This window comes from Limnohabitans sp. TS-CS-82 (assembly GCF_002943475.1).
Map to the genome: position 1 here is coordinate 173,603 of NZ_PTQX01000012.1, position 20,167 is coordinate 193,769.

Consider the following 20,167-nt stretch of genomic DNA (forward strand, 5'->3'; position numbering starts at 1 on the left):
TCAGTGCAGCAAATCGTTGCCCGGCGCTTGGGCTTCGATCTTGAAAAAGCCTGTACCCAAAGTGCCGCGTTCTTGTTCTTCCTGCGTGGCTTCGCGCACCGATTGCACATCGAGGTGAATGCGAATCGCAATGCCGGCCAGCGGATGGTTGCCATCTAACACCACATGCTCGGGGTAGAGCTCGGTCACGGTGTAGAGCAAGTCTTGTGGTGCGTCGGGGTTGCAGCCAGCGGGCAGGGCGTGACCCTCAACCGTGTGGCCTTCTTCCAGCTCCTTGGGGAAAAGCGAGCGGGCTTCTAAAAACACCAAGTTTTCGTCGTAGTCTCCAAAGGCTTCTTCGGGTTCGAGTTGCAAGTCGATGTGGTCGCCCACGCTGTGGCCTTGCAGCGCTTCTTCGATCTTGGCCAGCAAGTCATCGCCGCCCACCAAGAATTCAACAGGGCTGTCCAATTCGTCCAGCACCTCGCCCAAAGTGTCTTTCAAGGTCCAAGTTAAGCCGACCACGCAGTGTTGTGTAATTTCCATAGGGCAAAATTGTCGCACGATGCATGTGAATAAACCCCTGACCCTGCTCGGCGGCATCAGTCCCGCCGAATTTATGAACACCTATTGGCAGCGCAAGCCACTGTTGGTGCGCCAAGCCATCCCTGAATTTAAAGCCTTGCTCAGCCGTCCTGAGCTGTTTGATTTGGCCGAACAAAACGAGGTCGAATCTCGTTTGGTGATGGGGGCGAACGGCGGCAAACGCGACTGGCAAATGCAGCGCGGCCCGTTCAAACGCCGAGCCATCCCTAAGCTGACTGAGCGCGACTGGACCTTGTTGGTGCAAGGTGTGGATTTGCACGACGACCGTGTGGCCGCCTTGATGCAGCAATTTCGTTTCATCCCAGATGCCCGTTTGGACGATGTGATGATCAGCTACGCCACCGAAGGCGGTGGCGTGGGCCCGCACTTTGACAGCTACGACGTGTTTTTGTTACAAGCCCACGGCCAACGCCGCTGGCGCATTGGTCGTCAAAAAGACCTGTCGTTGGTACCGGACATGCCGCTGAAAATTTTGGCCAACTTCAAGCCTGAATATGACTGGGTGCTCAACCCCGGCGACATGCTGTATTTGCCGCCGCGCTATGCCCATGACGGCATTGCACTAGACGAGTGCATGACGTACTCGATAGGTTTTCGCGTTCCCCAAACCGGCGACTTGGCTCGCGAGTTGTTGGTGCGTTTGAGCGAAGGTGCCGAAGAGGCTGCAGGTGATGACTTGTACAAAGACGCCACTCAACCTGCTGTGTCAAAGCCAGCGGCGATGCCCGACGGTTTGGCTGATTTTGCCAAATCAGCACTTCAAAAAGCGTTAAAAGATCCCAAAGTTCTGCAACGTGCTTTGGGTGAGTATTTGACGGAACCCAAAGCCAGTGTGTGGTTTGAAATAGGCGATGTGCCAGATCAGCTCACTTCAGTGCGTTTAGATCGACGAAGCAAGATGATGTACGACGCGCACCATATTTTCTTGAATGGTGAAAGTTGGCGTGCTGCGGGTAAGGATGCTGCACTGATGCGTCAACTTGCAGATACACGTTCTTTGTCTCAATCTGATTTGGTTAAAGCGAGTACGGAAGCATTAAACCTTCTGATCGAGTGGTGTGACGACGGCTGGCTCCACGCCGGTGCCTAAATATTCAGACCTTGACGTCTGGCTGACAAGTTGCTTGAAATGCGTATAGGAATTACCCTATAATTTGACTCTAAGTTGAGAGGCTCGAGCCCTTCTGCTTGGTTGTGGTGCAAGCCACAGCAATTTCCGGAAATTGTTTTCATCCCCTTTAAGGAATATCAAAATGAACAAGTCAATCCTGTTGGCATCTTTGTTGGCTGCTGCCGCTCTCGTCGCTTGCGGCAAAAAAGAAGCTCCTGCTGTTGAAGCAGCTCCTGCTGCCGCTTCTGCTGCTGTTGAAGCAGCTTCTGCTGTGGCTTCTGAAGCCGCTGCCCCAGCTTCTGACGCTGCCAGCAAGTAATCAGTTTTCGGACTGAATTCAAAAGCCACCCTCGGGTGGCTTTTTTCATGGGCGCATCGCAAATGACTTAGACCTGCACCCAGGCCGACCCCGTGATCGGATCGGCCACGGCAATGTCTAACGGCGCGCATTGCATGGCCTTGCTCAGGCTGGCGCGTGCCAGTTCTGGGGTGTTGTTGCGTTCGCTCAAGTGGGCGGCCAGCACAAAGTTCAGATCTTTGTGTTTCACGCGGGCCAACAGTTCGGCTGCTGCGTGGTTTGCTAAATGCCCCCATGGGCCTGCCACGCGTTGCTTTAAGAAGCTGGGGTAGCTGGAAGCTTGCAGCATCTCAGGGTCGTGGTTGGCTTCAAGCAGCAGGGCGTGACAGCTTTGCAAAGACGACACCACATGAGCCGATGGATGGCCTAGGTCGGTGGCGAGACCCAAGTGGCGGTTGCCGTCGCTGCAGCGCAGCTGCAAGGGCTCTCGGGCATCGTGCGGCACAGTGAACGGCAGGGCTTGCAAAGCACCTATTTCGATCGTGTTACCGTCTCGTGCTAGATTCAATAAGTGCTGGTGTGGCAACCACGCATCGTCACACACAGCCAGCCACGTGCCTTGGCTCATCCACAGCGGTGTTGAATAGCGTTTGATAAAGCTGCGTGCGCAGCTAATGTGATCGCCGTGCTCGTGTGTGATGAAGATGGCGTCGAGGTCTTCAGCGCAAGTGCCGGCTTCGATCAAGCGGGCTTCAAGATCGCGCAGGCGAATGCCGCAGTCGATGAGTAAACGGGTCGTATGCACGCCGCTTTGGGCTTCAACCAAAGTGGCATTGCCCGAGCTGCCGCTGCCCAGGCTTTTAAAGCGCAACATGGCGCAAGCTCAGACCGCGCTGAATCAGCGCAGGTCGTCAGCCACCAGCTTCAAGATGCGCTGAGCGACGGGGCTGTTTTCAGCTTTGCCTGCAGCGTTTTGAACGGTGACTTCTGTCACGCTGTCGGTTTTACGTACAGCAATACGGTACTTGACAGGGCCTGTGTCAGCGGTGGAGCTGCTGAACATCTTGCTGAAGAAACCTTTTTCTTCTTTCGTCGTATCAACATAGCGCACAAAGTAAACGCCTTGTGCACGGTCACGGTCTTCAACCGTAAAGCCTGTGCGGTCTAAGGCCAAGCCCACACGGCGCCAAGCGACATCAAATGAGTCTGGAATATTCAATGTCGCCGCATCACCTTTGGTGGTCAAGCTGGTTTTGCTTTGTGCGACTTGAGCCGTTGCTGTGCTGGCTTTGGCTTGCTCTGCTGAAACGCCGAGTTTGACCATCAAACGGCTTAAAAATTCAGCTTCTAATTCTGGATCGCTTGGACGTGGAACCCAAATCGTGCCTGACTTGGTTTGATCTTTGTATTCTTCGCTCATGCCGCGGTGGGTCACGAAGATATCTACGCCGCCTGTGCTGTTGCGTTCAATGCGAGTGCGGAACTTATCGCGTTCGCCAGACGAATACAGGCCATCGAGTACTTTGCCTAAATTGCGACGGATGAAGTCTTGCGGAATCTTGGCGCGGTTTTCAGCCCATTCAGTTTCGAGCAAACCCAGTTGTTGTTGCTCGATCACATATTCAAAGCCATTTTCTTTCCAGAAGCCTTGAACAATCGGCCACACCACGTCGGCTGTACGGTTGACAACCAACCAACGTTGTTTACCGTCGCGTTCAATGCGCACATCGTTGACTTGTTTGGCAGCAGTTGTGGCCACTGTTTGCACAGGGCGAACGCCCATGCTGCTGGCAGTGACTGCACCGCCAGGCACGGCGTAACGTGTGTCACGTGTGAGTTGAGTCAGGTCGGGTGGAATGTCGAGCGGTACCACCTTGGTGCCACCTTCGGTTTTGTAGTTGACCTTGTCGCCATCCATGATGGAGCCGCAGCCGCTGAGCAAAACCAAGAGGGTTAGCGCAAGCGTTGCACGATTTGAAGCAAAAGAAATGTTCACAGCCAAGGCCTTTTTAACAATCAGATCAAACCAGCGGCGCGTAAGGCGCCTTCCACCACAGGCTCGTTGGCCTTGGTGAGTTCGGTCATGGGCAAGCGCAGCGTTGGGCCGGCAAGGCCCATGCGGTGCATGGCCCACTTCACGGGGATAGGGTTGGCTTCCACAAACAAGTGTTTGTGAACAGGCATCAACTTAAATTGAATTTCCATGGCGCGTTTGACGTCGCCAGCGATGGCGGCCATGCACAACTCGTGCATCAAGCGTGGGGCCACGTTGGCGGTCACGCTGATATTGCCTTGGCCACCACACAGCATCAGTGCCACAGCGGTGGGATCGTCGCCTGAATAGACGGCAAAGCCTTTGGGCACATCGCGAATCAGCCACTCGGCGCGTTCGATGTTGCCTGTGGCTTCTTTGATGCCCACGATGCCTGGCACTTGGGCCAAACGCAGCACGGTGTCGTGCGCCATATCGGCCACTGAGCGGCCGGGCACGTTATACAAAATCACGGGCAAGTCCACCGCTTCGGCAATGGCTTTGAAGTGCAGGTATTGGCCTTCTTGCGTGGGCTTGTTGTAGTAGGGCACCACTTGCAGCTGGCAATGTGCGCCAACTTTCTTGGCGAACTTGGCCAGCTCAATCGCTTCAGCGGTCGAGTTCGCACCGCAACCCGCCATGATGGGCACATGACGCTCGGTGTGTTTGGCCGCTTGCTCCACGGACACGCGGATGATTTCGCAGTGTTCTTCCACGTTGACGGTGGGTGACTCGCCTGTCGTGCCCACGACGCCGATGCAATCGGTGCCTTCGGCAATGTGCCAATCAATGAGTTTGCGCAGGGTGGGGTAGTCGACGCTGCCGTCTGTGTGCATGGGGGTGGTCAAAGCCACGATGCTGCCGGTAATGGGTGTCATGTCCGCGAGTTCGGTCAAGGAAAAACGTTCATTCTAGCGATTGCCAGTGACGTTTTTAGTGAGAAAGTGGGTAACGAACGGGTGTTTGTGCGCTGCTGGTCTCACGCACCGCCACGATGCGTTGCACAAAGCGCTCGGGCTGAGACAAAAAGCCTTCTTCAAACGCCACCACGCGTAAGTCTTTGCACACGGCCAGCAGTTCGGCAGGGTGCAGCAAAAAGTCTGGGCGCGAAGGTTTACCCACGGTTTCGTTGCCTGCAGAAAAGGTTTCGTAAATCAGCACGCCATTGGGCGCGAGGCTGGCCAAGATGTGCGGCCAAAGAGGGCGCCACAGGTAGTTGGTCACGACCACGCCACCAAAAGTTCGGCCTTGCAGCGGCCAAGGCCCGTTTTCAATATCTGCACAAATGGCTTCGCCCAAGGCGCTGACGGCGGCAATGGCGTCTGGGTTGCGGTCCACCCCTGTGGCGGGGTAACCAAGATCCGCAAAGTGGCGCATGTGACGGCCGTGTCCGCAGGCCAAGTCCAGCACATGGCAGCCCGCAGGCAATAGGTGCGCCCAACGGGCCACCCAACTCGATGTGGGCTCTTGCCCATGAAGCACAGTGCTCATCTCAGAAACATCCCCAGACTTGGTCGGCCAAGGTCAGCAAGAACTCAGGCCGTAAATACATAGACAAAACCGCCAACAAAATGGCCACGCACACCAAGCCAATCGCAACTTTGCGAATCAAGGTGGTGCTGATCAGGCGGCGCATCATGGCTTGGATTTTGGATGGTTAAGCAGCAACGGTCTTTGGCACATCGTTACGCTCAATGGCGTTTTCATTGACCGGCATATTGATGAGTGCAGCAAACACGCCCAGCGCAATCGAGATGTACCAAACGATGTCGTAGCTGCCAGTTTTGTCGTACAAGTAGCCGCCCAGCCACACACCCATGAAACTGCCAATTTGGTGGCTGAAGAACACAAAGCCGCCCAGCATCGACAAATGCGCCACGCCAAAAATTTGCGCCACCACCGCATTGGTGGGCGGCACGGTGGAGAGCCACAAAAAGCCCATCACCGCAGAGAAGATGTAGACACTCATCGGTGTCAGTGGGGCCAACAAAAACAGCACGATGGCCACCGAACGTGAGAAATAAATGAACGACAAAATTTTGCGCTTGGCCATGCGCTGGCCCAAGCTGCCTGCGATGTAGGTGCCAAACACGTTGAACAAACCAATCAGCGCCAAAGCAATGCTGGCCACTTCAGGCGACAAGCCGTGGTCCTTGAGGTAGCTGGGCATGTGCACGCCAATGAACACCACCTGAAAGCCGCACACAAAGTAGCCCGCCATCAGCAGTTGAAAGCTGCGATAGCCCATGGCCTCACGCAGCGCATGCAGGATGGATTGGTCGCGGTGCGGTGTCGCACCTCCTCCAAAGCCAGGTTCACGCAAACCGTAGGCGAGGGGAATGATGAGCATGGCCGACAGCGCCAACCACACCAAGGCCTCTTGCCAACCAAAGGTGCTGATGAGGTAGCCCTCGGTGGGCACCATCAAAAACTGGCCAAACGAGCCCGCCGCCGCTGCCACACCCATGGCCCACGAACGCTTGGCTGCACTCACATTGCGGCCAATCACACCGTAGATCACGGCGTAGGTGGTGCCTGCTTGGGCAATGCCAATCAAGACACCAGCAGTCGCGGTGAATAAGGCGGGCGTGTCTGAATACGCCATGCCAATCAAGCCCAGCGAATACATCACTGCACAGGTCACAATGACTCGGAAGGCGCCAAAGCGGTCCGCCAACATGCCCGAGAAGATGCCTGCAAAACCCCAAGTCAGGTTTTGAATGGCAATGGCCATGGCGAAGTTTTCGCGTGTCCAGTCTTGGGCTTGGGTGATGGGTTGCAGCCACAGGCCAAAGCCGTGACGCACGCCCATGGACAAGGTGACGATGGCTGCCCCGCAGGCCAGCACTTGCCACATGGGCAGTGTTTTGTGTTGGTTTGTCATGTGGTCGACTTTACCCAATGCGGGCAACGGCCGCTGTCACGGGGGTTTTAGGCGGTGATGGATTCGCAAAAATCGCAAATCTGTTGTTTTATACAGTATCAAATTTGAAACTGTCTACAATGCCGCCCCATGGCTACAAAGCAACCCACTACACCGCCCCAGTACTCGGAAGGCTCGATTCGCGTCCTCAAAGGACTCGAACCCGTCAAGCAACGTCCGGGCATGTACACCCGCACCGACAACCCGCTGCACATCATTCAAGAAGTGTTGGACAACGCGGCTGACGAGGCGCTTGCTGGACACGGCAAAAAAATTGGCGTCACGCTGCACAGCGATGGCTCGGTCAGCATCGACGACGATGGCCGTGGCATTCCGTTTGGTATGCACCCCGAAGAAAAAGCGCCCGTCATTGAACTGGTGTTCACCCGCTTGCATGCGGGTGGCAAGTTTGACAAAGGCTCGGGCGGCGCTTACAGCTTCTCTGGCGGTTTGCACGGCGTTGGTGTGAGCGTGACCAACGCGCTGGCCAAACGCATGGAAGCCACCTCGTACCGCGAAGGCCAAGTGGCCCGTTTGGTGTTCTCGGGTGGCGACGTGGTGGAAAAACTCACCACCCGCAAACAAGAATCAGGCGACCGCAAGCAAGGCACCACCGTGCGCGTGTGGCCCGATGCCAAATATTTTGAATCCTCGGCCTTGCCGATGAACGAGTTGGTGCACTTGCTGCGCAGCAAAGCTGTGCTCATGCCCGGCGTGAGCGTGACGCTCATCAATGAGAAAACCAAAGACACGCAAAACTGGCTCTACAAAGGCGGCCTGCGTGACTATTTGATGCAGACACTGCATGGCGACCCCGTCATTCCTTTGTTTGAAGGCGATGGCTATGCCGATAGCAACCACGACAGCTTTGCCGAAGGCGAGGGCGCAGCATGGGCTGTGGCCTTCACCGAAGACGGCGCACCTGTGCGCGAAAGCTATGTCAACCTGATTCCCACCAGCGCTGGTGGTACACACGACAGCGGCTTGCGCGATGGGTTGTTCACGGCGGTGAAAAGCTTCATCGAGTTGCACGCTTTGCTGCCCAAGGGCGTCAAGCTCATGCCAGAAGACGTGTTTGCCCGTGCCAGCTACGTGCTGAGCGCCAAGGTGCTTGACCCTCAGTTCCAAGGCCAAATCAAAGAGCGCCTCAACTCACGCGATGCAGTGCGCTTGGTGTCGAGCTATGTGCGCCCCACCATGGAGCTGTGGCTCAACCAACACGTTGAGTACGGCAAAAAGCTGGCTGAGTTGGCCATCAAAGCTGCACAAAGTCGCCAAAAAGCCGGCCAAAAAGTAGAGAAGCGCAAGGGCTCAGGTGTGGCTGTGTTGCCCGGCAAGCTGACCGATTGCGAAAGCAAAGACACGGCGCACAACGAAGTGTTCTTGGTCGAGGGCGACTCTGCGGGCGGCAGCGCCAAGATGGGTCGCAACAAAGAAAACCAAGCCATTCTCCCGCTGCGTGGCAAGGTGCTGAACACTTGGGAAGTCGAGCGTGACCGCTTGTTTGCCAACAACGAAATTCACGACATCTCGGTGGCCGTGGGTGTTGACCCTCACGGTCCAAAAGACAGCCCCGACATGAGTGGTCTGCGTTACGGCAAGGTGTGCATCCTGAGTGATGCGGACGTTGACGGCTCGCACATTCAAGTGTTGTTGCTCACCTTGTTTTTCCGTCACTTCCCCAAGCTCATCGAAGCGGGACATGTGTTTGTGGCGCGTCCACCGCTGTTTCGTGTGGACGCACCGGCGCGTGGCAAAAAGCCAGCTACCAAGGTGTATGCCTTGGACGAGGGTGAACTCACGTCCATCCTCGACAAGCTGCGCAAAGACGGCGTGGCCGAGGGCAAGTGGAGCATCAGCCGCTTCAAGGGCTTGGGCGAAATGAGCGCCGAACAACTGTGGGACACCACCCTCAACCCCGACACCCGTCGCCTCATGCCCGTGCAACTGGGCTTGCTGGACTTTGCAACCACCGAAGGTTTGATCACACAACTCATGGGCAAAGGCGAAGCCGCCGCACGCCGTGAGCTGATGGAACTGCATGGCGATTCGATTGAGATTGACGTATGACCGATTTGTTAACCCCTGGACTGCCCACCGCCAACAACAATAACAATGATGGCGACGGCGACATCGCGCTGGGCCACTACGCCCAACGCGCCTACCTTGAATACGCGCTCAGCGTGGTCAAAGGCCGCGCCTTGCCCGATGTGTGTGATGGCCAAAAGCCGGTGCAGCGGCGCATTTTGTATTCGATGTCCCGCATGGGGCTGGGTTACAGCGGCCCTAACAACAATACAGGTGCCAAGCCCGTCAAGTGCGCCCGCGTGGTCGGTGACGTTCTGGGCCGCTACCACCCCCACGGTGACAGCGCCGCGTATGAAGCGCTGGTGCGCATGGCGCAAGACTTTGCGCAACGCTACCCATTGATTGACGGGCAAGGCAACTTTGGCTCACGTGACGGTGATGGCGCTGCGGCCATGCGCTACACCGAAGCCCGCTTGGCTAAAATCACCACGCTTCTGCTGGACGAGATTGACGAAGGCACGGTTGACTTCCAGCCCAACTACGACGGCTCCACCGAAGAGCCCAAGCAGTTGCCCGCCCGTTTGCCATTTGCCTTGCTCAACGGTGCAAGCGGTATCGCGGTGGGCATGGCTACTGAAATTCCAAGCCACAACCTGCGCGAAGTGGCTGATGCGTGCGTGGCACTCATTAAGAGTCCGAAGCTGAGCGACGAAGAGTTGCTGCAAATCTTGCCAGCGCCCGATTACCCCGGTGGCGGCCAAATCATCAGCAGCGCGTCTGACATTGCCGATGCCTATCGCACAGGCCGTGGTTCACTCAAAGTGCGCGCCCGCTGGGTCATTGAAGACTTGGCCCGTGGCCAATGGCAGTTGGTGGTGAATGAACTGCCACCTGGCGTGAGCAGCCAAAAGGTGCTGGAAGAGATTGAAGAACTCACCAACCCCAAGGTCAAGACAGGCAAGAAGGCGCTGAGCGCCGAGCAAACTCAACTCAAGGCAACCATCTTGGCTGTGTTGGACGTGGTGCGCGATGAGTCAAGCAAAGACGCCCCTGTGCGTTTGGTGTTCGAGCCCAAGACCCGCACCATTGAGCAACAAGAACTCATCACCACCTTGCTGGCGCACACCAGCTTAGAAACTTCGTCGTCTATCAACCTCACCATGGTGGGTATCGATGGCCGTCCTGTGCCTAAGTCGCTGCGCGAGATGTTGACCGAGTGGATTGAGTTTCGCTCTGCCACCATCCTGCGCCGCTCTCAGCACCGTTTGAACAAAGTGCTGGACCGCATCCATATCTTGGAAGGTCGTCAGTTGGTGTTGCTCAACATCGACGAGGTGATTGCCATCATCCGTCAGAGCGACGAGCCCAAGCAGGCGCTGATGGAGCGCTTCAAACTCAGCGAGCGACAAGCCGAAGACATCTTAGAAATTCGTCTGCGTCAGCTGGCGCGTTTGGAAGCTTTTCGGATTGAGCAAGAGCTCAAAGAGTTGCGCGACGAACAGGCCAAGCTTGAAGACATCGTGGGCAACCCATCGGCGCTGCGCCGCTTGATGGTCAAAGAAATTGAAGCCGACGCCAAAACCTTTGCCGACCCACGCCGCACGCTCATTCAAGAAGAGAAAAAAGCAGTGGCCGAAGTCAAGGTGGTAGACGAGCCCGTGACCGTGGTGGTCTCTGAAAAAGGATGGGTCCGTGCACGTACCGGCCACGGCCACGAAGCCAGTGCCTTCGCCTTCAAATCAGGCGACGGCTTGTACGGCACGTTTGAGTGCCGCACGGTGGACACCTTTATCGCGTTTGGCTCAAACGGCCGCATCTACTCTGTGCCTGTGGCCGCTTTGCCGGGCGCGCGTGGCGACGGCCAGCCCGTGACCACGTTGGTTGATTTGGAATCAGGTACTCAGTTGCTGCACTACGTGGCTGGCCCTGCGGGCGCGACGTACTTGCTCAGCAGCTCGGGTGGCTATGGCTTCATGGCCAACATCGAGCACATGATCTCGCGCAACAAAGGCGGCAAAGCCTTCATCACCGTGGGTGAGGGCGAAACCGTGTGCCGCCCATCACCTGCCAGCGGTGGCTCGGGCGCACAGCCTGTGGCACCTGCTACGCATGTGGCTTGTGCGTCCACGGGCGGCCGCTTTTTGACCTTTGAGTTGTCAGAACTCAAAGCCATGGAAAAGGGCGGTCGCGGCTTGATGCTGATTGACCTAGAAGCCAAAGATACCTTGGCCGGTGCGGCTGCGTACACACGCAGCGTGCGCATCGAAGGCATTGGCCGTGGCGGCAAAGTGCGCGAAGAAACGCTGGAAATTCGCAGCTTGAATAACGCCAAAGCGGCACGCGGCAAGAAGGGCAAAGTGGCTGACTTGGGATTTAAGCCTAATGCTGTGGTGCGGGTGGAATAACGCGACGCCCCGGCTAGCCAAATAGAAACGGCCCTTGCTTGCAAGGGCCGTTTTCAATTGCTAGGTTGTTTGGGGCAATAAAAAAGCGGCTCAACGAGCCGCTTTTTTGTGGGGTAGCAAGAATTAAGCTTTGGCTTTTTCTTTGGTAGCTGCCATTGGGGTGGCACCGTCTGCAGGTGCTGCCTCTTTCTTGGGAGGGCTGCAGTCGAAGCACACAAACATGGATGAACCCAAGATGCGCTTGAATGAACCGTTGTTGCGGGGCTTGTGAACGCCGCACTTGATGCAGCTCATGGTGTCGCCAGTGCGGCCGAGGCCTTCGAAGGGTGAACCGCCTTTTTTCGATTTGTAGCGCAAACCGTCGTTGGAGATTTCTGTTTTTTCTGGGCGTGACATTCGTTGTAGTTCTCGAGGCAAAGACGGTATTTTCGCAAATTTATCAACCGTTCTGACAACCGGCCCTCAAAAACCTCAAAATTCACCGCAAAAAGCGCTTGGAAAGCTTCAAAACGCTGGGCCCAATGCGTTTTGAGATGGCTTGGCGGTGTTTGGCAAACAGCACATAGGCCGGTTGCAGCACCGGCATGAGCCATTTGCGTGACAACACCCAAGCCAAAACAGGCAGTTTGGCTAGCCGGTAAGCGGTGGCAAACACGGGCACACCCACCAGCACTTGGCCATCGGCGGTGCGGCCATGAATCTGCGCCATGGCGGCTTCGCACGAGATGTTGTGGCCCGCAGCCTCAAAGCCAGTGTGGGTAACGTCCACAAAGGCCAACTGGCCCTGCGCATTGCGGCTTTGCAAAAAATCTATCTCAGCCACGCACAGCGGGCACTGGCCGTCGTAGTACAGCGTGAGTTCGGGCGTGGTGGTGGCAGTTGTGGTTTGCATCGGAACGTAGGCTAGCACGCCTACCAAGCGCGGTGCTGCACAAAGGGTAATCGGGCAGAATTGATCGCATGACCCAAGCCTGCTTTGATACATCCACCACCGCCACACAACGTGTGGCCAGCGCGCTAGAGGGCGCAGCCAGCCCAGCTGCGCAACATGTGTTCACGCAGCTCTATGCCGATGCCGCACGCGCCTCAGCGCAGCAACGTGATGCTGAGGCGAAAGCAGGCCGCAGCCTAGGTGTGTTGCACGGCGTGTGCATCACGCTCAAAGACAACATCGACGTGGCGAGCGAAACCACCATGGCCGGTGGCGTGGTGTGCGCGGGCGAAGCGCCTGCGCTGCACGATGCACCCGTGGTGCAACGCTTGCGCGATGCAGGTGCGGTGGTGCTGGGCAAAACCAATATGAGCGAGTTTGCGTTCTCGGGCGTGGGCATCAACCCACACCACGGCACGCCTGCCAATCCTGCTGACCCAGCGCATGCACGCGTGCCCGGAGGTTCGTCGTCGGGCGCTGCAGTGTCTGTGGCTTTGGGGCTGGCCGAGGCCGGTATTGGCACAGACACGGGCGGCTCTATCCGTATACCCGCCGCGCTGTGTGGCTTGGTGGGCTACAAGAGCACGCAAGTGCGTATTCCGTGCACGGGTGTGATGGAGTTGTCGCGCACGCTGGACACCGTTTGCAGCATCACACGCTCGGTGCGGGCGTGTTTGGCGGTGGATGCGGTGCTGTCGCAACAAGCGTTGCCTACTGATGCCACAGAGTTGCGCGGCCTGCGTTTTGCCGTGCCGCAAACTTTGATGATGGACGATGTGGATGCCACCGTGGCCCAGGCTTTTGTGCGCACTTTGCATCGCATCAACAAGGCGGGTGCGCAAGTGGTGGAGATGCCCTTCACAGCACTGGGCGACATTGCTGCGCTCAGCATGCCCGGTGGTTTTTCGCCCATCGAGAGCTACGCTGCACACCACGCGCGCCTGGAGCGCGGTGCACACCAAATTGACCACCGCGTGGTGGCTCGCATGATGCTGGGCAAAGGCATCAGCGCCCAAGACTACCTAGAGCTACACAACCGCCGCAACGCGTGGATTACTGCAGCCCAACAAACGCTGGAAGGCTTTGACGCCATGTTGTGCCCCACAGTGCCCATGGTCGCGCCATTGACTGAGCCTTTGCTCAAAGACGATGAGGCATTTTTCAAAGTGAATCGCTTATTGCTGCGCAACCCCTCGGCTATCAACTACATGGACGGCTGCGCGTGGAGCCTGCCTTGCCATGAAGCGGGTGAGTTGCCTGTGGGTTTGATGGTGTCTAGCGTTGCCGGCCAGGACGCGCATTTGGCGCGCGTGGCGTTGGCTTTAGAAAACTTAATCAATTCTTGACGCGCTTAGACCACAATCCAAGCGTTGAGAGAAAGAGAGCACGCTATGACTTCTAAATTTCGCACATTCGCGCTAGGCCTGTTGCTAGCCGCGACGGCAGGCGCAGCCATGGCGCATGGCCCCTACGGCGGTTACCGTGGTGGTTATTACCGTGGCGGTGGCGATTACTTCTGGGGCCCAGCTTTGGTGGGCGGAGCGATTGTGGGCACGTCGATTTATTTGTCGCGCCCTGTGCAGCCATCTACCGTCATCATCACCAGCCCACCTGCGGTGGTGATGAGCAACCCCCAGCCTACGCAGTGGGTGAACAGTCAGCCGGTGCAGCAACCTGTTGAGGCGTACTACTGTCGCGAAACAGGCCAGTATTTTCCGATGGTGCAAACCTGTGTCAGTCCTTGGTTGGTGGTGATGCGATGAACAAAGCTTATCTGTGTGTCTTGGTGGCGGGCTTGTTGCCCTATGTGTGTGCCATGGTTGCGAAGTGGGGGTTCAAAAAGTTTGACAACCACAATCCACGTGAATGGTTGGCTCAGCAAACGGGTTTCCGTGCGCGCGCCAATGCGGCGCAGGCCAATACTTTTGAGTCGTTTCCACTGTTTGCTGCGGGCGTGATCATTGCCACCTTGGCGCAAGTGGATGCAGCACGTATTGATTTGTACGCGTTTGTGTTTGTTGCAGCACGCGTGGGCTTCATTGTTTGCTACGTGACCGACAAAGCCAGCTTGCGTTCTTTGTGCTGGTTGGTGGGCCTGCTGAGTGTGGTGGGTTTGTTTGCTGCGGCCTTGGGTTTGTAAAGCTGTCATCCGTTTGCAAGTGCCGCGCGTTGTAGAGCTACCTTTTCACAAAGTGAGTTTTCTATGAAACGCTTTTCTACCTTGTTGGCTTGTATGTTGGCCTTTGCCGTGGTCTTGCCCGCGCAAGCGGATGGCCGTGGGCATGGTGGATATGGCGGTGGCCACGGTGGTTATGGTCACAACTACGGCGGTCATGGTTACGGTGGTCACTACCGTGGCTCTAGCAACTATTGGCTCGCCCCCGTGTTGGGTGCTGCGTTGGTGGGCAGCGTGATGTATGCCGCCAGCACGCCCAGCTATGCCATGCCACAAACAGTGGTGGTGCAACAGCAATATGCGCCGCCTAGCCGTGTGGCGTATTTCTGCCCGACAGCGCAGCAGTACTACCCCAATGTGCCCACCTGCCAAGTGCCTTGGCAGCCTGTGAACTACTAACAAAGTCACTCAAACAAAAAGCCGGGCTAGCCCGGCTTTTTGTTGTGCGCCATGCGCTTCATTGAGGCGCATCTATCACATGGTTAGAGCGTCACCACTTCTTTGTGGCCCACACGGTTGGAATAGCGCACTTTGCCGCCCGTGGTTTCTAGCTCCACGCGAGCACTGCGGCCTGCGTACACATGGTGCTTGAGCCATTCCAGCTCTTGCTTGGTTTCGGCTTCACCAGCCACCACACGGCTCCAGCAGCGCAGCTCGGCTGACCAGCGGTAGTTACGGGCTTTGAGTTTGTCTTTGGTCTCAAACGGCGAGTTGATGGCGTACACCTTTTGCTGCGGCTTGTTCAAAGTCATCAGCACGGCAAGCAGAGCCGTTTGTTGGCTTTGCGGCAGCACTTGATTCAGCAGCTCAAGCAGCGCCCAGCAATCGGCCTCAGCACGGTGAGCTTCGTAAAAGTAGCCCTGGGTGCTGAGCAAATACTCTAGCTTGGCAGAGCCAAAGCCTTCTTCGCGCCAGTCAATGTCTTTGATGCTGCAAGCCCAGTTGAGTTGTTCAAACAGCGGCCAGCGAGCTTCCACAAATGGGCGGTCAAATTGAGCGTTGTGGGCAATGACCACGTCCACGTTTTTCAAAAACTCAGCCACGCGGGCGTCGTCAATGCGGTGGCCTTTCACCATCTCGTCGGTGATGTGGTGCACCGCGATGGTGGCGGGGGGAATGGCAAAGCCTGGGTCTTCCAGTTCGTCCAGCACATCCACCACGCGGTAGACCACACCTGTAACGGGGTCGAATTCAAAGGCCAGCATGCCCAGTTCAATCACGCGGTCTTGGGCCACGTCAAAGCCGGTGGTCTCGGTGTCGAGCACGATGCCTTTGCTGAGCTTTTGGCCGGGAGCGGGGGTGTTGAACACACGGCCAGGCACGAGGCGGCGAAGCACGCGGTAGTCTGGATGTTGTTCGAGTTGTTGGGCGAGTTGTTCGATGTCTTGAGTCATAGGGGCTAATGTTAAGCGTGGTCGGCCTGTGTGGCGTTGCGCTTGGCAATGGCGCGTGACAAAAAGATGCCCATCGCACAAACCACCAAAGCATCAGCGCCCAAAATCAACGGCGAGTTGAAGTGGCTCAAGAGTTCAGCCAGTATCAACACGCCAAGCGATTGGCCTAAAAATAAAAAGCCAGCAAACAGCGTCACGCCTGTGCCGCGTGCGGTGGGCACCATTTGCGTGGCCTTGGCCTGCATGGTGTTGTGAAACATGGCAAACCCAAAGCCAGCAATAAAGCAAGAGGGCAGCGCCAGTTGCCACCAAGGTGCAAACGCAATCACCAAAAATGCGGCGCCAAAGCTCATGCCGCCGTAACGCGCCAAACCCACTTCTCCAAAGCGTCGAATGGTGATTTTGGCCGTGGCCATGTAAGCCATGCCCCCTAATCCAAAGAGCGCCGTGGTCCCGCCTGCCAACGTGAGGGAGATGTGGTGCACCTGATGCAAGTGCGCCGCTGTCACGGCCAACACACCAAACACAGTGGCACCTTCCACCAAGGTGATGCTCAGAAAGGTGCGTGCCCATGGGTTATGCGCCACTTGTTGCAGCTGTTTGAAAAAACCTGTGGGTGCATGTGTTGGGTGCGCGGTGGGGTCCAAATGTTTGAGCTGTTGGCCAAGCAAAAGACTCACGGTGGCAAAAGCCGCGGCCATCAGTGCAAACGCCCAGCGCCAACCCAAGGTGTCAGTCAGCAGTCCGCCAAACAACTGGCCAGCCGTGATGCCCAGCATGGTGCCTAAACCCACACGGGCCAAGGTTTCTTGGCGATGCTCGTAATGCACCACATCGCCCACCCAAGCCAATGAAAGCGGAATGATGGCGGCTGCCGCCAATGCGGTGCCGACACGCGCGGCCACAAGAAACGTCAAGTCCGCGCTGAGCGCCGACAGCACGCAGCCCACGCTGCAACCGATGGTGGCCAGCATGACGACGCGGTATTTGCCTAAGCGGTCACCTACGGGGCCATAAAAGAGCTGCATCAAACCGTAGGCGATGGCGAAGAATGAAATGACTCGCGAGGCCTCACTGATGGGCGCATCGAAGACGCGCGACAGCTCGGGCAGCATGGGGTCGCAAATGCGCTGCAAGGCCATGCTGCAAAACGTGGCCAGCGACAACAAAAAAATCGCCCGGCGGGTCGTGGGCGATAGGGCTTGAGGGGAGGATGTGTTTGTTTTCAAAGCGCTGTCACTTTACCTGTTACCCGCGTTAGAGGCTGTCGCTTGTAAGTCAAAGTCGAAAACTATGAGATGACGGTTTAGCATTGGCACTATGAAATTTTTTGTGTCTTTGTTAATTGGTTTGTTGAGTGGGGTGTGTTCATGGGCTTGGGCACAACCCAACCAAGACGCCATGACGGCTGAGGTGTTGGGCGTTTACTTCACGCCACCTGCAAATGCTGTGGCAGCTATTGTGAGAGCGATTGATGACAGTGAACGCGAGGTGTTGGTGCAAGCTTATGGCTTCACCCACAACGCCATTGCACAAGCCTTGATAAGAGCGCACCAACGTGGTGTCGAGGTGCGCGTATTGCTGGACCGAAAAAGCCAAAGCTCAAACCGCTATGTGATGGATGTGCTGAGCGATGCCCAAATTGAACTGCGCCAAGACGGCAAACATGCCATCGCTCACAACAAGGTGATGGTGATTGACCGAACCATCGTCATCACGGGCAGTTTCAATTTCACCAACTCTGCGTCCACCCGAAACGCAGAAAACTTTTTGGTTTTGAAATCCGCAGACTTGGCCGAAAAGTACAGCCAGCAGTGGCAACACCATTGGGCGCACGGCGTGGAGTAAGGGTTTGAAAAGCCAGATTTAGTCTGCCAGCTCTAAAAGCGCACCATTTCGGCGCAAAACCCTTGTCAGCGTGAAACTTATCCCTAAAATACGCGTCATGCTGCACTGCAACATAACTTTAGCCAAATGGCCAGGTTCAGAGCAGTTTTAACCATCCTTTTAAATTTTGGAGATATGAAATGACTTTGACACCTGAACAAGTAATCGCCGCTAACAAAGCTAATCTGGAAACTCTGGTGGGTTTGACCACCAAAGCTTTCTCTGGCGTGGAGCAACTCATCGAGTTGAACTTGGCCGCTGCGAAAAGCACTTTGGCTGATTCACAAAAACAAACCAACGCTGCTTTGAGCGTGAAAGACGCACAAGAGTTGTTGGCTTTGCAAGCCAGCCTGTTCCAACCTTTGGCTGAAAAAGCTGTGGCCTACAACCGTCACTTGGTTGAAATCACCACAGGTACAGGTTCACATTTCCAAGGTCACGTGGAATCTAAAGTGGCTGAAGCGCAAAAAGCTTTCCACGACATGGTGGACAACGCTGCTAAAAACGCACCTGCTGGTTCTGAAGCTGCTGTGGCTGCATTCAAAACTGCAGTTGCCGCTGGTAACAACGCTTTGGAATCTGTGCAAAAAGCTGTCAAGCAAGCCACTGATGTTGCTGAAGCCAACTACAAAAACATGACAGAAACAGCTTTGAAAACAGCTAAGCCAGCTGCTAAGAAGCGTTAATTTTCAAGGTCCTCCAAGACAACTGAAACGGCTCCTTCGGGAGCCGTTTTTCGTATGTGCTTAACATTGGGTCAAAACACAGGAGAGCAGCGGTGGATAAAGTAGACGGTGTGGTGATTGGCGCAGGTGTGGTGGGCTTGGCTGCGGCGCGTGCTTTGATTCAGGCGGCACCAGAAACTGCTCGCGAGTGGTTGGTGTTGGAAGCGGCAGACGCCATTGGCACGGGCACCAGTTCGCGCAACAGCGAAGTCATTCACGCAGGCATTTACTACCCGCAAGGCTCGCTCAAGGCCAAGTTGTGCGTGCAAGGTCGCGACATGCTGTATGCCTATGCGGCAGAGCGCGGTGTGTCGTACCAGCGCTGTGGCAAATTGATTGTGGCGACACATGTGGAGCAACTCCCTGCACTTCATGCCGTTTTGCAAAAGGCCCACGCCAATGGCGTGACCGATGTGGTGCTGCTTACCGCCGAGCAAGCGCAATCGATGGAGCCCGCGCTGTCATGCGTGGCAGCCTTGCATTCACCCAGCACGGGCATTGTGGACAGTCACGGTTTGATGCTGAGTTTGCAAGGTGATTTTGAAAATGCAGGCGGCATCGTGGCCTTGAATTCGCCTGTTGCTTCAGCCGTGTGTCGCGAAGATGGCATCGTGGTGCGCATGGCCGATGGCTCTGAGTTGTTGGCGCAAACGGTGGTGAATGCAGCAGGGCTGACCGCGCCTTGGTTGGCGAAACGCTTTGAAGGTTTGGCCGCACAGCATGTGCCTAAGGCTTACTTTGCCAAAGGCAACTATTTCACGCTCTCGGGCAAGTCAGCGTTTTCGCGTTTGATTTATCCCGTGCCCGAAGCCGCAGGTTTGGGCGTGCACTTGACGCTTGACCTGGGTGGTCAGGCCAAGTTTGGGCCTGATGTGCAATGGGTGGACGGCCCTGATGATTTGGTGGTGTCCACCGAGCATGAGCAAGCGTTTTACGACGCCGTACGCAAGTATTGGCCAGCCTTGGGTGATGGTGTGTTGCAAGCCGGCTATGCAGGCATTCGCCCCAAAATATCTGGCCCTAACGACGAAGCCGCCGATTTTTGTATCCAAGGCCCAGACGTGCATGGCGTGAAAGGCTTGGTGAATTTGTTTGGCATTGAGTCACCAGGCTTGACGAGTGCGCTGGCGATCGGTGATGCTGTTGTTCAGGCCTTGCAGTAAAGTTGCACGCATGAATAAACGCTTATTCCTTGGCGTTTGCATGACGCAATTTTTGTTGGCTTGCTCGACGGTGTCGCGTCAATCGACCACCTCACAAAACTACCCCAACAACCCCGCCAAGCGTCAAGACATCGTCATGCAAGCCATGGCCATGCTAGATCGCGGCTACACCTATGGCGGTAAAAAACTCCATACGGGGTTTGACTGTTCGGGCTTGGTGACCTTTGTGTACAAAGAGTCCGCTGGCATTGCGATCAAAGGCAGCGCGGCACAAATGGCAGAGGCTGCACGTCCCGTCAATGCGTCGCAGGCCCATCCTGGTGACTTGGTGTTTTTCAACACCTTGGGCAGTCCGTTTTCCCATGTGGGCATCTACATTGGCGATGGCAAATTTGTGCACGCAGCCAACGAGCGAACCGGTGTGAAAACCGAGCGCTTGAGCCATAGCTATTGGTCAAAACGCTTTGAGGGTTATCGCACGGTTTTTGCCTGAGGTTGAGCCGTAGGCC

Annotated in this window: 23 protein-coding genes; 12 read left to right on the plus strand and 11 right to left on the minus strand. The window is 56.2% G+C overall.

Features of this window, described 5'->3' with window-relative positions; translation table 11 throughout:
• Positions 1–525, minus strand: coding sequence for a peptidylprolyl isomerase (locus C5F52_RS21210; RefSeq protein WP_104800343.1), 525 nt, complete (start codon positions 523–525; stop codon positions 1–3).
• A 19-nt stretch (positions 526–544) separates the two neighbouring features.
• Here C5F52_RS21210 and C5F52_RS21215 point away from each other — a divergent pair, with 19 nt between their 5' ends.
• Positions 545–1,675 carry a cupin domain-containing protein gene (locus tag C5F52_RS21215; RefSeq protein WP_104800344.1) on the plus strand — a complete coding sequence of 377 codons (1,131 nt, stop codon included), beginning with the start codon at positions 545–547 and terminating at the stop codon, positions 1,673–1,675.
• A 163-nt stretch (positions 1,676–1,838) separates the two neighbouring features.
• Positions 1,839–2,015, plus strand: coding sequence for a hypothetical protein (locus C5F52_RS30080; protein ID WP_201747067.1), 177 nt, complete (start codon positions 1,839–1,841; stop codon positions 2,013–2,015).
• Between the two features lie 67 nt (positions 2,016–2,082).
• Here C5F52_RS30080 and C5F52_RS21220 read toward each other — a convergent pair whose 3' ends face one another.
• Genes C5F52_RS21220 through C5F52_RS21240 form a run of 6 tightly spaced genes read right to left on the minus strand, consistent with a single transcriptional unit; the run spans position 2,083 to position 6,910 of the window.
• Positions 2,083–2,868, minus strand: a complete 786-nt coding sequence (locus tag C5F52_RS21220; RefSeq protein ID WP_104800345.1) for an MBL fold metallo-hydrolase — start codon at positions 2,866–2,868, stop codon at positions 2,083–2,085.
• Between the two features lie 24 nt (positions 2,869–2,892).
• The gene (gene bamC, locus C5F52_RS21225; RefSeq protein ID WP_236657957.1) at positions 2,893–3,984 is read right to left on the minus strand and encodes an outer membrane protein assembly factor BamC; all 1,092 of its coding nucleotides are present in this window, start codon (positions 3,982–3,984) and stop codon (positions 2,893–2,895) included.
• A gap of 26 nt (positions 3,985–4,010) precedes the next feature.
• A complete protein-coding gene (dapA, locus tag C5F52_RS21230) occupies positions 4,011–4,904 on the minus strand; it encodes a 4-hydroxy-tetrahydrodipicolinate synthase (protein WP_104800346.1) in 894 nt (297 codons plus the stop codon).
• Between the two features lie 55 nt (positions 4,905–4,959).
• Positions 4,960–5,517, minus strand: a complete 558-nt coding sequence (locus tag C5F52_RS21235; protein WP_104800347.1) for a bifunctional 2-polyprenyl-6-hydroxyphenol methylase/3-demethylubiquinol 3-O-methyltransferase UbiG — start codon at positions 5,515–5,517, stop codon at positions 4,960–4,962.
• Between the two features lies 1 nt (position 5,518).
• Positions 5,519–5,665, minus strand: coding sequence for a hypothetical protein (locus C5F52_RS29945; protein ID WP_161499745.1), 147 nt, complete (start codon positions 5,663–5,665; stop codon positions 5,519–5,521).
• An 18-nt stretch (positions 5,666–5,683) separates the two neighbouring features.
• The gene (locus tag C5F52_RS21240; protein WP_201747068.1) at positions 5,684–6,910 is read right to left on the minus strand and encodes an MFS transporter; all 1,227 of its coding nucleotides are present in this window, start codon (positions 6,908–6,910) and stop codon (positions 5,684–5,686) included.
• Between the two features lie 129 nt (positions 6,911–7,039).
• Between C5F52_RS21240 and C5F52_RS21245 the strand changes: the two genes are divergently transcribed.
• Entirely contained in the window at positions 7,040–9,019 is a 1,980-nt protein-coding gene (locus C5F52_RS21245) for a DNA topoisomerase IV subunit B (RefSeq protein WP_104800348.1), read from the plus strand.
• Positions 9,016–11,382: a DNA topoisomerase IV subunit A gene (gene parC / locus C5F52_RS21250; RefSeq protein ID WP_104800349.1), complete on the plus strand. Its 2,367-nt coding sequence runs from the start codon at positions 9,016–9,018 to the stop codon at positions 11,380–11,382. Before C5F52_RS21245 ends, parC begins: the two co-directional genes overlap by 4 nt.
• Before the next feature lie 123 nt (positions 11,383–11,505).
• On the opposite strand, the gene C5F52_RS21255 is transcribed toward parC, so the two are convergent.
• Together C5F52_RS21255 and C5F52_RS21260 are read right to left on the minus strand one after the other, a co-directional pair.
• Positions 11,506–11,778, minus strand: a complete 273-nt coding sequence (locus C5F52_RS21255) for a hypothetical protein (protein WP_201747069.1) — start codon at positions 11,776–11,778, stop codon at positions 11,506–11,508.
• Positions 11,779–11,860: 82 nt separating this feature from the next.
• Positions 11,861–12,274 carry a thiol-disulfide oxidoreductase DCC family protein gene (locus C5F52_RS21260; RefSeq protein WP_104800350.1) on the minus strand — a complete coding sequence of 138 codons (414 nt, stop codon included), beginning with the start codon at positions 12,272–12,274 and terminating at the stop codon, positions 11,861–11,863.
• A gap of 68 nt (positions 12,275–12,342) precedes the next feature.
• Here C5F52_RS21260 and C5F52_RS21265 point away from each other — a divergent pair, with 68 nt between their 5' ends.
• From C5F52_RS21265 to C5F52_RS21280, 4 genes are all read left to right on the plus strand, one after another.
• Positions 12,343–13,659: an amidase gene (locus C5F52_RS21265; RefSeq protein WP_104800351.1), complete on the plus strand. Its 1,317-nt coding sequence runs from the start codon at positions 12,343–12,345 to the stop codon at positions 13,657–13,659.
• Between the two features lie 45 nt (positions 13,660–13,704).
• Positions 13,705–14,076, plus strand: a complete 372-nt coding sequence (locus C5F52_RS21270) for a hypothetical protein (protein ID WP_104800352.1) — start codon at positions 13,705–13,707, stop codon at positions 14,074–14,076.
• Positions 14,073–14,453, plus strand: a complete 381-nt coding sequence (locus C5F52_RS21275; RefSeq protein WP_104800353.1) for an MAPEG family protein — start codon at positions 14,073–14,075, stop codon at positions 14,451–14,453. The genes C5F52_RS21270 and C5F52_RS21275 overlap by 4 nt, the downstream gene beginning before the upstream one ends.
• A gap of 63 nt (positions 14,454–14,516) precedes the next feature.
• Complete coding sequence (locus C5F52_RS21280; protein WP_104800354.1) at positions 14,517–14,888, plus strand: hypothetical protein; 372 nt, start codon at positions 14,517–14,519, stop codon at positions 14,886–14,888.
• 83 nt (positions 14,889–14,971) lie between these two features.
• Here the strand turns inward: C5F52_RS21280 and C5F52_RS21285 are convergent, their stop codons facing one another.
• Positions 14,972–15,883 carry a 3'-5' exonuclease gene (locus tag C5F52_RS21285; RefSeq protein WP_104800355.1) on the minus strand — a complete coding sequence of 304 codons (912 nt, stop codon included), beginning with the start codon at positions 15,881–15,883 and terminating at the stop codon, positions 14,972–14,974.
• Positions 15,884–15,894: 11 nt separating this feature from the next.
• The gene (locus C5F52_RS21290; protein ID WP_236657954.1) at positions 15,895–17,112 is read right to left on the minus strand and encodes an MFS transporter; all 1,218 of its coding nucleotides are present in this window, start codon (positions 17,110–17,112) and stop codon (positions 15,895–15,897) included.
• A 91-nt stretch (positions 17,113–17,203) separates the two neighbouring features.
• On the opposite strand from C5F52_RS21290, the gene C5F52_RS21295 reads away from it, so the two are divergent.
• From C5F52_RS21295 to C5F52_RS21310, 4 genes are all read left to right on the plus strand, one after another.
• Complete coding sequence (locus tag C5F52_RS21295) at positions 17,204–17,731, plus strand: phospholipase D family protein (RefSeq protein WP_104800356.1); 528 nt, start codon at positions 17,204–17,206, stop codon at positions 17,729–17,731.
• 179 nt (positions 17,732–17,910) lie between these two features.
• Positions 17,911–18,456: a phasin family protein gene (locus C5F52_RS21300; RefSeq protein WP_104800357.1), complete on the plus strand. Its 546-nt coding sequence runs from the start codon at positions 17,911–17,913 to the stop codon at positions 18,454–18,456.
• 92 nt (positions 18,457–18,548) lie between these two features.
• A complete protein-coding gene (locus tag C5F52_RS21305; RefSeq protein ID WP_104800358.1) occupies positions 18,549–19,658 on the plus strand; it encodes an NAD(P)/FAD-dependent oxidoreductase in 1,110 nt (369 codons plus the stop codon).
• 10 nt (positions 19,659–19,668) lie between these two features.
• Positions 19,669–20,151 (plus strand): C40 family peptidase, encoded by a 483-nt coding sequence (locus C5F52_RS21310; protein WP_161499746.1) that lies wholly within the window; start codon positions 19,669–19,671, stop codon positions 20,149–20,151.
• The last annotated feature ends 16 nt before the right edge of the window (positions 20,152–20,167 follow it).

What these genes read in the sequence shown, in the direction of transcription:
- C5F52_RS21210 (WP_104800343.1), bottom strand. Translation starts at nt 525, where the DNA reads ATGGAAATTACACAACACTGCGTGGTCGGCTTAACTTGGACCTTGAAA.
- C5F52_RS21215 (WP_104800344.1), top strand. Translation starts at nt 545, where the DNA reads ATGCATGTGAATAAACCCCTGACCCTGCTCGGCGGCATCAGTCCCGCC.
- C5F52_RS30080 (WP_201747067.1), top strand. Translation starts at nt 1,839, where the DNA reads ATGAACAAGTCAATCCTGTTGGCATCTTTGTTGGCTGCTGCCGCTCTC.
- C5F52_RS21220 (WP_104800345.1), bottom strand. Translation starts at nt 2,868, where the DNA reads ATGTTGCGCTTTAAAAGCCTGGGCAGCGGCAGCTCGGGCAATGCCACT.
- dapA (WP_104800346.1), bottom strand. Translation starts at nt 4,904, where the DNA reads ATGACACCCATTACCGGCAGCATCGTGGCTTTGACCACCCCCATGCAC.
- C5F52_RS21235 (WP_104800347.1), bottom strand. Translation starts at nt 5,517, where the DNA reads ATGAGCACTGTGCTTCATGGGCAAGAGCCCACATCGAGTTGGGTGGCC.
- C5F52_RS29945 (WP_161499745.1), bottom strand. Translation starts at nt 5,665, where the DNA reads ATGATGCGCCGCCTGATCAGCACCACCTTGATTCGCAAAGTTGCGATT.
- C5F52_RS21240 (WP_201747068.1), bottom strand. Translation starts at nt 6,910, where the DNA reads ATGACAAACCAACACAAAACACTGCCCATGTGGCAAGTGCTGGCCTGC.
- C5F52_RS21245 (WP_104800348.1), top strand. Translation starts at nt 7,040, where the DNA reads ATGGCTACAAAGCAACCCACTACACCGCCCCAGTACTCGGAAGGCTCG.
- parC (WP_104800349.1), top strand. Translation starts at nt 9,016, where the DNA reads ATGACCGATTTGTTAACCCCTGGACTGCCCACCGCCAACAACAATAAC.
- C5F52_RS21255 (WP_201747069.1), bottom strand. Translation starts at nt 11,778, where the DNA reads ATGTCACGCCCAGAAAAAACAGAAATCTCCAACGACGGTTTGCGCTAC.
- C5F52_RS21260 (WP_104800350.1), bottom strand. Translation starts at nt 12,274, where the DNA reads ATGCAAACCACAACTGCCACCACCACGCCCGAACTCACGCTGTACTAC.
- C5F52_RS21265 (WP_104800351.1), top strand. Translation starts at nt 12,343, where the DNA reads ATGACCCAAGCCTGCTTTGATACATCCACCACCGCCACACAACGTGTG.
- C5F52_RS21270 (WP_104800352.1), top strand. Translation starts at nt 13,705, where the DNA reads ATGACTTCTAAATTTCGCACATTCGCGCTAGGCCTGTTGCTAGCCGCG.
- C5F52_RS21275 (WP_104800353.1), top strand. Translation starts at nt 14,073, where the DNA reads ATGAACAAAGCTTATCTGTGTGTCTTGGTGGCGGGCTTGTTGCCCTAT.
- C5F52_RS21280 (WP_104800354.1), top strand. Translation starts at nt 14,517, where the DNA reads ATGAAACGCTTTTCTACCTTGTTGGCTTGTATGTTGGCCTTTGCCGTG.
- C5F52_RS21285 (WP_104800355.1), bottom strand. Translation starts at nt 15,883, where the DNA reads ATGACTCAAGACATCGAACAACTCGCCCAACAACTCGAACAACATCCA.
- C5F52_RS21295 (WP_104800356.1), top strand. Translation starts at nt 17,204, where the DNA reads ATGAAATTTTTTGTGTCTTTGTTAATTGGTTTGTTGAGTGGGGTGTGT.
- C5F52_RS21300 (WP_104800357.1), top strand. Translation starts at nt 17,911, where the DNA reads ATGACTTTGACACCTGAACAAGTAATCGCCGCTAACAAAGCTAATCTG.
- C5F52_RS21310 (WP_161499746.1), top strand. Translation starts at nt 19,669, where the DNA reads ATGAATAAACGCTTATTCCTTGGCGTTTGCATGACGCAATTTTTGTTG.